This window comes from Glutamicibacter uratoxydans (genome assembly GCF_006539925.1).
Taxonomy (GTDB): domain Bacteria; phylum Actinomycetota; class Actinomycetes; order Actinomycetales; family Micrococcaceae; genus Glutamicibacter; species Glutamicibacter uratoxydans.
The window spans coordinates 165274-175646 of the sequence record NZ_BJNY01000009.1; the positions used below are offsets into that span (position 1 = coordinate 165274).

General features: G+C 61.6%; 11 protein-coding genes. 5 read left to right on the top strand and 6 right to left on the bottom strand.

Translation table 11 applies throughout. The annotated features are described in order from the left end of the window. The first annotated feature begins 16 nt into the window (after nucleotides 1-16). Complete coding sequence (gene aceB / locus AUR04nite_RS09380; protein ID WP_141364292.1) at nucleotides 17-1654, top strand: malate synthase A; 1638 nt, start codon at nucleotides 17-19, stop codon at nucleotides 1652-1654. A gap of 120 nt (nucleotides 1655-1774) precedes the next feature. Further along, complete coding sequence (locus tag AUR04nite_RS09385; RefSeq protein WP_141364294.1) at nucleotides 1775-2824, top strand: alpha/beta hydrolase; 1050 nt, start codon at nucleotides 1775-1777, stop codon at nucleotides 2822-2824. Here AUR04nite_RS09385 and AUR04nite_RS09390 read toward each other — a convergent pair. Then, on the bottom strand, nucleotides 2793-3398 hold the full coding sequence (locus AUR04nite_RS09390) for a histidine phosphatase family protein (RefSeq protein ID WP_141364296.1): 606 nt from the start codon (nucleotides 3396-3398) through the stop codon (nucleotides 2793-2795). The genes AUR04nite_RS09385 and AUR04nite_RS09390 overlap by 32 nt on opposite strands. 193 nt (nucleotides 3399-3591) lie before the next feature. On the opposite strand from AUR04nite_RS09390, the gene AUR04nite_RS09395 reads away from it, so the two are divergent. Beyond that, on the top strand, nucleotides 3592-4929 hold the full coding sequence (locus AUR04nite_RS09395) for an amino acid permease (protein ID WP_141364324.1): 1338 nt from the start codon (nucleotides 3592-3594) through the stop codon (nucleotides 4927-4929). A 4-nt stretch (nucleotides 4930-4933) separates the two neighbouring features. Here the strand turns inward: AUR04nite_RS09395 and AUR04nite_RS09400 are convergent, their stop codons facing one another. Then, on the bottom strand, nucleotides 4934-5665 hold the full coding sequence (locus AUR04nite_RS09400; protein ID WP_141364298.1) for a YoaK family protein: 732 nt from the start codon (nucleotides 5663-5665) through the stop codon (nucleotides 4934-4936). Nucleotides 5666-5777: 112 nt separating this feature from the next. Between AUR04nite_RS09400 and AUR04nite_RS09405 the strand changes: the two genes are divergently transcribed. Next, nucleotides 5778-6452: a DsbA family oxidoreductase gene (locus tag AUR04nite_RS09405; RefSeq protein WP_141364300.1), complete on the top strand. Its 675-nt coding sequence runs from the start codon at nucleotides 5778-5780 to the stop codon at nucleotides 6450-6452. A gap of 16 nt (nucleotides 6453-6468) precedes the next feature. Here the strand turns inward: AUR04nite_RS09405 and AUR04nite_RS09410 are convergent, their stop codons facing one another. Then, nucleotides 6469-7098 (bottom strand): LytR C-terminal domain-containing protein, encoded by a 630-nt coding sequence (locus AUR04nite_RS09410; protein ID WP_141364302.1) that lies wholly within the window; start codon nucleotides 7096-7098, stop codon nucleotides 6469-6471. A gap of 44 nt (nucleotides 7099-7142) precedes the next feature. Then, the gene (locus AUR04nite_RS09415) at nucleotides 7143-7445 is read right to left on the bottom strand and encodes a type II toxin-antitoxin system VapB family antitoxin (protein ID WP_174787867.1); all 303 of its coding nucleotides are present in this window, start codon (nucleotides 7443-7445) and stop codon (nucleotides 7143-7145) included. 294 nt (nucleotides 7446-7739) lie between these two features. Between AUR04nite_RS09415 and AUR04nite_RS09420 the strand changes: the two genes are divergently transcribed. Then, nucleotides 7740-8780 carry an isopenicillin N synthase family dioxygenase gene (locus tag AUR04nite_RS09420; protein WP_141364306.1) on the top strand — a complete coding sequence of 347 codons (1041 nt, stop codon included), beginning with the start codon at nucleotides 7740-7742 and terminating at the stop codon, nucleotides 8778-8780. 255 nt (nucleotides 8781-9035) lie between these two features. Here AUR04nite_RS09420 and AUR04nite_RS09425 read toward each other — a convergent pair whose 3' ends face one another. After that, complete coding sequence (locus AUR04nite_RS09425) at nucleotides 9036-9788, bottom strand: response regulator transcription factor (RefSeq protein WP_170184159.1); 753 nt, start codon at nucleotides 9786-9788, stop codon at nucleotides 9036-9038. A gap of 61 nt (nucleotides 9789-9849) precedes the next feature. Then, nucleotides 9850-10373: VOC family protein (locus tag AUR04nite_RS09430; protein ID WP_246055469.1), on the bottom strand; the 524-nt coding region annotated here is incomplete at its 5' end.

Consider the following 10373-nt stretch of genomic DNA (forward strand, 5'->3'; position numbering starts at 1 on the left):
TTTTAAGGACGCTGCCATGAACTCCCCGATCACCTTGAACAACATCACCATCACCGCTACCGCAGTTCGCTACCAAGAACAGATCCTGACCAGTGACGCTCTGGAATTTCTTGCCACCCTGCACAGCGCATTCGAGCACCGCCGCAATGATTTGATGCAGCGCCGCCAGCTGAACCGTGCTCGCATCGCCAACGGCCGTGACCCGCAGTTCTTGGAGGAGACCCGTTCGATCCGCGAGGACTCGACCTGGCAGGTGGCTCCGATTGCTCCAGGCCTGGAGGACCGCCGGGTGGAGATCACCGGACCGATCGAGCGCAAGGCAGCGATCAACGCACTGAACTCCGGCGCCAATGTGTGGCTGGCAGACATGGAGGACGCCTGCTCCCCTACCTGGCAGAACGTCATCAAGAACCAGGTGAACCTGATCCGCGTGCTGGACAATGAGCTGGACTTCACCGCACCGGACGGCCGCGAATACAAGCTGAACACCTCGGATCTGCAGCAGCTGCCGACCATCGTCGTCCGCCCCCGCGCCCTGCACCAGCCGGAGAAGCACCTGCAGGTTGCAGGCACCCTGATCAGCGCAGCCCTGGTGGACTTTGCACTGCACTTCTTCCACAACGCACAGCGCCTGGTGGCCGCCGGCCGCGGCCCGTACTACTACCTGCCGAAGCTGGAAAACCACATGGAAGCACGCCTGTGGAACGACATCTTCAACATGGCCCAGGACCTGCTGGGCATCGAGCGCGGCACCATCCGCGCCACGGTGCACATCGAGACCATCACCGCTGCCTTTGAAATGGAAGAGATCCTCTACGAGCTGCGCGAGCACTCCTCGGGCCTGAACGCAGGACGCTGGGACTACATCTTCTCCATCATCAAGAACTTCCGCTCCCGCGGACCGCGCTTCATCTTCCCGGACCGCGATTCGGTGACGATGACCGCGCCGTTCATGCGGGCCTACACCGAGCAGCTGGTGCGCGCCTGCCACCGCCGCGGCGCTACCGCCATCGGCGGGATGAGCACCTTCGTCCCGAGCCGCAAGGACGCTTCGATCAACGCCGGCGGCCTGGCCAAGGTGCGCGAGGACAAGTTCCGCGAGGTGCGCGACGGATTCGACGGCTCCTGGGTAGCCCACCCGGACCTGGTGTCCACCGCCCGCGAGGTGTACGACGTGGTGCTGGGCGAGAACCCGCACCAGATCTCCCGCACCCGCGAGGACGTGGAAGTTTCAGCCTCCGCGCTGCTGGCCATCGCCGGGCTGGACGGGCAGATCACCGAGCAGGGCATCCGCGACAACATCGAGATCGGCATCCGCTACATCGAGTCCTGGCTGCGCGGCAACGGCGCAGTGGTGCTGCGCAACCTGATGGAGGATTCGGCCACCGCCGAGATCTCCCGCTCGCAGCTGTGGCAGTGGATCCACCAGTCGGCCATCACCGACCAGGGCGAGATCATCACCCGCGGCTGGGTGCAGGAGCTGGCGGAGGAGACCCTGGAGGGAATCGAGCGCTTCGAGGGCGACCGCTTCGAAGACGCCATGGAGATCTTCGAGTCCTGCGCACTGCGCGAGGACTTCCCGACCTTCATGACCCGCAACGCCTACCTGCGCTACCTGGACCTGCCGGCCCCGGTGCTGGAAATGGCAGGCTAGGCCCCACAAGACCGGGCCGGTTGTCCACAGTCGTCCGTCAAGATCGGCCACAATCAACGGCATTCATCCCGCGGTACCCAATCCGCGGGGTGGATGCCGTTTTTTGGGTACGCTGATGCCATGGCTAAGACAAGTTCGACGTGGGAACCAGACATCCTGGGCGAGGGCTTCACCCAGCGGGTGCTGCCGATGGACGACGGGGCCACCGCCACGCTGATCCGCCACCAGCCCCAGCGCAGCCTGCGCACGCTGCTCAGCGCCCCGCTGCGCGGCGTCACCGTGCTCTACGTGCACGGCTGGTCGGACTACTTCTTCCAGCACGAGCTGGCCCAGGTGGTTTCCGGGACGGGCGCGAACTTCTATGCCCTGGACCTGCGGCACTATGGGCGCAACCTGCCGCTGGATGCGGCATCGGGCAAAAGCATTCCTCCGGGGTTCACCACGAACCTGGAAGACTATGCCCAGGAGTTCGATGCGGCCTGCTCGATCATCAAGCTGGAACATCCCGGCACCCAGATCGCACTGCTGGGCCATTCCACCGGAGGGCTTTCGGCCGCGCTCTATGCTGCCAGGCATCCGGGGAAGATCGCGGCCCTGGCCCTGAACAGCCCGTGGCTTGAGTTCCAGGCCAGCGAGCTGGGCCGCACCGCGCTGTCCAAGCTGATCGCCGCGGGCAGCATGCTCAACCCTCAGCGCTTCCTGCCCTCGGTGGATCCCGGCTTCTACACCCGCACGGTCTCCAGCCAGTTCGAGGGCGAATGGGACTACGAATTGAAATGGCGGCCGGCCAACGGATTCAAAATCACCACCGGGTTCATCTCAGCGGTCTTCAGCGCCCAGGCCGCGGTGGCCAAGGGGCTGGACCTGCAGATCCCGGTGATGGTCATGCTCTCGGCCAAGGACTACCTGCTGCCGCGCTGGGATGAGAGTGCCGCGAGCTCCGATGTGGCGCTGAACGTGCAGGCGGTGGCCGCGCGCAGCCTGGATCTGGGCCGCGAGCTGCACCTAGTGCGGCTCAAGGACGCCCTGCACGATGTATTCCTCTCCGCTCCGGCCGTGCGTTCGACTGCTTATCTGGAATTGACCAGCTGGCTGCTGGCGCTGAAGACCCGCAGCAGGGATTCCGCCCTGCCGGCAGTCATCGACTCGGTGATGCATCCGGGGCGCTAGGCACCCGGTCGTTGACCAACTCCAGCTCCAGCGCGCCCTGGGCGTCCTGCCCCAGCAGCGCCACCGAGCCGTTGCGGATGGCGTCCAGCTGCCAGCCGGCGATGTCCGAGAGGGTGTAGCGGATGATCGTGCCGTGGCAGATCACCGCGACGTTTTTGCCCGGGTAGTCGGCCATGATCTGCTCGATGGCCGCGCGGCCGCGCGCCACCACCGACTCCAGGGACTCGATCCCGCCGCCGATCTTCCCCGGCCAGCGCTCCAGCGCCTCGGCTTCCACCACGCCTTCGGCCTGCCCGTAGTCGCGTTCGGCCAGCAGCGGATAGCTCGGGCCCAGTTCAATCCCCAGCCCGTCGGCGATGATCTGCGCTGTCTCCCGCGCCCGGTCAAGCGGCGAGGAGACGATGGCATCCCAGGCCCCGGCGCCTTCCACCCCCGCGGCCAGCACCGCCACCGCCTCGCGCGCCTGGGCGCGGCCTGTGTCGTTGAGCGGAATATTGCTGCTGCCCTGAAGCCTGCCTTCAAGGTTCCACTGTGTCTGTCCGTGGCGGACGAATCCCAATTTCACAGTTGCCATTCTTCCACCGCCGCCCCAATGACATGCAGTGGGCAAGATCACCGGTCGTTTCAGACACCAATTATGGAAACGCTGTTGCGCACCCACGTAGTGTTTGATATGCACAACCAATCCACTAGATGCGAGCTTTTTCATCGTGACCGAAATCAAGGCGTCCCTCGCCCGCGGGCTCACCGCCCGCCACATCCGCTTCATGGCCCTGGGCTCAGCGATCGGAACCGGCCTGTTCTACGGCTCCTCCGCTGCCATCCAGGCCGCCGGCCCTGCAGTACTCTTTGCGTACATGATCGGCGGCGCCGCCGTGTTCATCGTCATGCGCGCCATGGGCGAGATGGCGGTGAAGCATCCGGTTTCGGGGTCCTTCGCCCATTACGCTTCGCGCTACCTGGGGCGCTTCGCCGGGTTCGTCACCGGCTGGACCTTCACCTTCGAGATGGCGATCGTCGCCATTGCCGATGTCACCGCCTTCGGCATCTACATGGGCTTCTGGTTCCCGCAGGTGCCGCAGTGGATCTGGGTATCGGTGGTGGTGCTGCTGATCGCGGCGATCAACCTGATGCAGGTCAAGGTCTTCGGCGAAACCGAGTTCTGGCTTGCCGTCATCAAGGTGTCGGCGATTATCGCGATGATCGCCGGCGGCGCGCTGCTGATCATCTTCGGCTTCAGCGCCCCGGGCGCCCAGACCGCCACCGGCTGGGACACTCTGATGGCCTCCGGCACGCTGTTCCCCAACGGCTTCACCGGCCTGCTGGTCTCCTTCGCCGTGGTGATGTTCGCCTTCGGCGGCATCGAGACCATCGGCATCACCGCCGGCGAGGCCGATGACCCTTCGCGCTCGGTGCCGGCGGCGATCAACACCGTGCCCTGGCGCATCCTGCTGTTCTACGTGGCCTCCCTGGCGGTGGTCATGATGCTCTTCGACTGGCGCCAGATCGACGGCTCAGCCAGCCCCTTCGTGCAGATCTTCGACGCGCTGGGCCTTCCCGCCGCCGCGCATGTGCTCAATGCCGTGGTGATCACGGCGGCGGTCTCAGCGATCAACGCGGACACCTTCGGCGCCGGGCGCATGCTCTTCGCGATGGCCCAGGCCGGCCACGCGCCGAAGTCCTTCGGCAGGGTCTCGCGCACCGGCGTGCCGTGGATGACCGTCGTCGTCATGGCGGTGGTGCTGTTGGTGGGAGTGGTGCTCAACGCGCTGCTGCCCGAGGCGCTGTTCATGATCATCGCCTCCGTGGCCACCTTCGCCACCGTCTGGGTGTGGATCATGATCCTGGCCTCCTACCTGGGCATGCGCCGCAGCGAACGCGGCCTGGGTGCCTCCGTCAAGGGCAGCGCCTATGCGGTGCCGGGCGGCACAGCGGCTGTATGGGCCACCTTGGGCTTCATGGCCTTGGTGGTCGTCCTGCTGGCGCTGAGCCCTGAAACCCGCATCGCGCTGTATGCCGGAGCCGGCTGGCTGGTGCTGCTCGCGCTGTGCTACCGCTTCGTGGACCGCGGCGCGGCGGAAAAGAAGTTCGCCGAGGCCAGCTAGCGACTCAGAGAATTTCGCGGCGCACGCGGCTGGGCGCCGGGGCATGCTTCCCGGTGCGCAGCTCGCGTGACAGCGCCAGCGCCGCCCACAGCAGCATTCCCGCCGCCACCAGCCACAGGCTTGCCAAGCCGAAGTGCAGGTAGCAGAACACCCCTGCCACGGAGCCGAGGGTAATCATGGACCAGAGCACCGCATAAGGCGCCCAGGCCACCAGGCTGCTGGCATGCTTGCCTCCGGAGAGCACCGTGATCAAGGCCCCGGCAAAGTGCTGGCCGAACTTCACCAGCGTGCCGGTCATGTAGGTCAGCCCGACCGATACCTCGCCCGAACGGGTATATGACACGTTGACCGAACCCATGGCCGCCGCCAGCAGGCAGGCGCCGGGCATGCCCAGCTCGCCGATCCCCATCTCTTCGCGGGTGCCGAGCACCGCGGCGCCGGCCAATAGCAGGCCCGAAAGGAACATGACGATCGGCCGGCGGAATGCGCCGGCCCTGAAGCTGAGCAGCGTGGCGGCCACGACCCCCGCAACGAAGCTGCCGACCAGGCCCATGGCCATGCTCCACCCTGTGACGTCCCCGCTCATCAGGGAGGCGGAAGAACGCGTGGAGTTGCCCGACATGAAGGACAAGAAGTATCCGCCGAAGTGGATGAAGCCCACGCCGTCGACGAATCCGGCCATTGCCGTGACCACGCCGGCGAAGAAGATCGAGCGCCACCGAAGATTTCTGGCCACCTGGCCGTTCTCCCCTCTGCCTGTGAATGTACAACCTCCAGCTCATCATGCCACCGCTGCGATACTGCCCACTAACCGGAATGATGCGGCGGTGCGCCGCGTTGTACCAGGTATGACTGAAACTACCGAAAACCAGCGCCTGCGCGTGGATATCTTCTCCGACATCGCCTGCCCCTGGTGCTTCATCGGCAAGCGCCGCTTCGAGTCGGGCGTGGAAGCATCCGGGCTCGGTGAAGACATCGACGTTTACTGGCATGCGTACCAGCTGGATCCGTCCCTGCCCGAGCATTATGAAGGCAGCGAGCACGACTACCTGGCCAAGGCCAAAGGCATGGCACCCGAGCAGGTGAGCGCCATGATGGAACATGTCACCGCCCAGGCCGCCGGCGAGGGGCTGAACTATGACTTCGCCAATTTGGTGGTTGCCAATTCCTTCACCGCACTGCGCGTGCTGGAGCATGCAAAACAGCATTCGCTGGGCAATGAAATGAAGGAAGCACTGCTCTCTGCCCACTTTGAGAAGGGGCTGGACACCGGCGATACCCAGACGCTGCTCAAGCTCGCCGCCCAGGTGGGCCTTGATGCCGAGCAGCTGGCCGCCGATCTGGAGGAAGGGCGCTACACCGACGAGGTCAATGCCGATATCGCTCAGGCCAAGCAGATCGGCGTCACCGGCGTTCCATTCTTCATCCTCGACGGCAAGTACGGAATTTCAGGTGCACAGCCCTCCGAAGTCTTCGCCAACGCGCTGACCCAGGTGCACGCCGAGGTGAACGCGGCACAGTAGCGGATCTGAGCTGCTGCTATTTTTCCTGCGGTGCGCAGTTGAGCTTGCCGGGCTTGGTATCCAGCTTTCGTTCCTTAACCAAGTAGTCGAACTGGGTGCCCAGCGCCAGGCTCACCTGCGTGCCATAGGCTTTTTCGTCATACACGAAAACCGAACCTGGGACCTGGCGCTGCACAGTCAGGGCTTGGGCGTATCCCTTCGGGCCGGCGAAAACAGTTGCCACCTGGTCGGAGTATTCGCCCATGCCCGAGGTGGTCTCAACAATATTGAATCCGCGCTTCTCCAATGACTCAGCGGTATTGCCTGCAAGGCCTGCAATGTCGGTGGTGTTCATGATGCGCACTTTAAAGCTGCCCGGGTCCTGATAGGAGAAGTTGACCTCCGGGCACTGCGCATTCTTGATCTTTGTCGGAGCCTTGCCGCTTGCTTGGCTGGCTCCCGCAGTATCTCCGAACTTCAAAATTCCGGTGAAGACCAGAGTTGCCGTCAAAAATGCCAGCAGCACGACAACGGCCATGGTGCTGAAAATGATGTTCTGGCGTTTGCGCGCACGCCGCTTCGCTTGGGCATCCGATACGAAACTGAGCTCCTGCTCGTTGACAATGTGTGCTCCATGCCATGTGCCGCGGTCCTCTTGTTTGCGCATGCGTACACCTGCCTCAACGAAATCCTTAGTTGGCGACAGCTTACCTAATCGCTATCGAGATCCAACACTCTGGCGTGGATCACGGAGCGGTGGTGCAAGGCCGAGCGAAGCGCGCGGTGCAGCCCGTCCTCCAGGTACAGCACTCCCCGGTAGCGCACCACATGCGGAAAGAGGTCGCCGAAAAATGTCGAATCTTCGCTGAGCAAAGTCTCAAGGTCCAAGGTGGCTTTCGTCGTCACCAACTCATCGAGTTTTACCTGCGACGGCGCGATGGCGCTCCAGTCTCGAGTAGAGCTCAGCCCATGTTCTGGGTATGGGCGCGAGTCGCCTACAGCTCGAAAGATCACCATTCAAGCATAGGGAAAGCTGCCCAATTTTTCCGGTAAGCCTGCCCTTGCACGGAACCTTGGATCCAGGCCCATGGGGGCGGCTGAACATTATTCACGATTTGCCATGGCTGCCCGAATCACTAACTTCAAACAGTCATTTCACATAGGGAAATCTGCACCCACCCCATGATTGCGCAAATTATGCGCAATTATTACGCGGCCCGCAAGGATTGTTACAAGTGGCGAAACGTGGAGGAACGGTGCGTAACTTTAGCTAGTAACAATCGCTTTTTCGGGTGCACTCTGGGGTGTATGAACAACGTAGTCACCGAGATCCCAGTACTCGATATTTCTACTTCCCGCGATGCCGACGGAAGCTTCAACTCGAAGTTCGTCGCCGATCTGCTCGATGCCGCCCACCGCGTCGGCTTCTTCCAGATTGTTGGCTACGCCTCGAAGGAAAATCAAGCACAAGAACTGCTGGACACGGTTGCGCAGTTCTTCGCGAAACCAGTGGATGAGAAGATCAAGCTGGACAACCGCAACAGCGCCCAGTTCCGCGGCTACACCCGCCTGGGCACCGAGATCACCCGTGGGCGTGCAGACTCCCGCGAGCAGATCGACTATGGACCGGAGCGCGAGGCGCTTGGCGTTGTCCCCGCGGACAAGCCATACCTCAATCTCCAGGGCCCCAACCAGTTCCCCGATGATTTTCCGCAGCTGCGCGAGCAGGCCATGGACTGGGCAGCTTTGATGCACCAGACCGGACACGAGCTGCTTTCGGCGATCTCGGTTGGCCTGGGCCTTGGGGAAGACTACTTCGACGAACCGTTTTCGGGAGCTCCAGCCTGGATGGGCAAGCTGGTCCACTATGTCGGCGGCGGCCTCGTGCCGGAAGCCGGCAACCAGGGCGTCGGCCTTCACGCCGACTATGGCTTCGTCACCCTGCTGCTGCAGGACCAGGTCGGCGGCCTCCAGGTCCAGCCGTATGGACAGGAAGAATGGATCGAAGTTCCCCCGACTCCGGGAGCTCTCGTGGTAAATCTTGGCGAGATGCTCGAAGTCGCCACCGACGGCTACCTGATGGCAACGATCCATCGCGTCATTGCCCCGCCTGCAAATGTCGACCGGTACTCAGTGCCGTTCTTCTACTCACCGCGCCTGGACGCTGTCATCGACAAGGTGCAACTTCCTGAGCACTTGGCCGCCGAGGCCCGCGGAGTCTCGGATGACCCGCAGAATCCGATGCTTGCTTCCTACGGCGCTAATGTGCTCAAGGGCTGGCTTCGCGCCCATCCGCAGACCGCAGCCTTGCATTACCCTCAGCTGGTAAAGAATAGGGCCACTGCCTAGAAACGTGAGGGCTTCGACATGGTATTGCGTTACCACGTCGAACCCCTCACCTTTTAACGCGAGTGCGTCACTTCATTTAGGAGTCACACCGACGCTTGGCTAATCCCCCAATTTCATAGCCATCCGCAAGCTGCGCTGCAATCGCATGGCACGAGGCCATGACTGTATTCTGCTTCAAGATACTTAAGCCACACCCACCCTATGCTTAAGATTCACTCAAGATTTTTGATGAATTTTTCTAATACTAGTCTGCGACTAGGCCGAAGTACGACCATTTACCAGTCGATAACCTACCCCTCGCACAGTTTCGATCCATTGAGACGCGCGCGCAGAGTCCCCTAGCTTCCTGCGCAGGTTTGCCACGTGGACTTCAATGCTCCGCACATCAGATTCGGTAACGAAGCCGTGATCCAGGTCTTCTTCGTTGAGATTTACCCGACGAGCGAGTTCACGCTTGCTGCGCACCCGACCGGGCGCGCTCATTAGTACGTGCAGAATGGAAAACTCTGTTGCAGTGAGTGCTACCAACACTCCATCCATGCGCACTTCCCAACCGGAGCTGTCCAGTGTCAACTGTCCATGGCGCAGCTGCTGAGGTTCCTGACCCGGGTCGGACTGCCTCGCCCTGGCGCTAATCGCGTGACGGCGCATCAGCGCATCAACCTGCGCCCGGAATTCCCCATCACGCAGCGGCTTTGAACAATATCCATCAGCTCCAGCATCCAAAGCCTGCACAAGTTTAATCTCATTCGCAGGATCTAAAAGTGCTAAAACATATGATTCTAACGCCGAAGATAATCTTCGAATTGTTTCGATACCGTCAATATCGGGCAACCCAAATCCAACGATCACCAAATCAGGCTTAACCTGCGCAGCAAGAGAGACCCCTCGCTGACCACTGGATTCATCGTGAACCACGAATCCAATATTGCGCAGCACTCCGCAGACTCGATCACTTATAGCATCATCGCTTTCGATGACGACGGCTATTACAGCTTCCCCATCCACGCTTTTCCCCATTCCCCATAAAAGCGATCGCGGAGCCCGAAATTACAGCCTCACGCGATGACTATATGCTACCGGAAAGCACGCAAAATTCGTTACCTTCTGGGTCCATCAATACGACCCAATTGTCATCGTCCGACTGCCCAACATCGGCATAATTCGCACCCAGCGCCAAAAGCCTGTCAACCTCTTCCTGCTGAGTACTAGACGACGGACACACATCTAGATGAAGTCGATTCTTAATAGTTTTGTCTTCCGGGACTTGAGCGAAGCATAGAATCGGCTCCCCTGGGCGCCGCGGCACCCGCGCGATGCTCACGATCCCAACCGCTTCTTCCAGTACCCGATAGTCCAGAACCTCGCACCAAAACCGCGCGACCAACATTGGATTTCTGCAATCGACTGCAATCTCGCTAATTTCTACAGGCATGACATTCTTCTCCAACAGCTTCTGAGCTTGGCGATTTTCAGACTTACGCTGGATTTTACGCCCGGCACCATGACCACTCTGGACAAATCTCCGCAAACCGGGCCAGAGACGCAAAAATGCCCCCGATTTCTCGGGGGCATTTCTTTTGGCGGAGGATA

What these genes read in the sequence shown, in the direction of transcription:
- aceB (WP_141364292.1), top strand. Translation starts at nt 17, where the DNA reads ATGAACTCCCCGATCACCTTGAACAACATCACCATCACCGCTACCGCA.
- AUR04nite_RS09385 (WP_141364294.1), top strand. Translation starts at nt 1,775, where the DNA reads ATGGCTAAGACAAGTTCGACGTGGGAACCAGACATCCTGGGCGAGGGC.
- AUR04nite_RS09390 (WP_141364296.1), bottom strand. Translation starts at nt 3,398, where the DNA reads ATGGCAACTGTGAAATTGGGATTCGTCCGCCACGGACAGACACAGTGG.
- AUR04nite_RS09395 (WP_141364324.1), top strand. Translation starts at nt 3,592, where the DNA reads ATGGCCCTGGGCTCAGCGATCGGAACCGGCCTGTTCTACGGCTCCTCC.
- AUR04nite_RS09405 (WP_141364300.1), top strand. Translation starts at nt 5,778, where the DNA reads ATGACTGAAACTACCGAAAACCAGCGCCTGCGCGTGGATATCTTCTCC.
- AUR04nite_RS09410 (WP_141364302.1), bottom strand. Translation starts at nt 7,098, where the DNA reads ATGCGCAAACAAGAGGACCGCGGCACATGGCATGGAGCACACATTGTC.
- AUR04nite_RS09420 (WP_141364306.1), top strand. Translation starts at nt 7,740, where the DNA reads ATGAACAACGTAGTCACCGAGATCCCAGTACTCGATATTTCTACTTCC.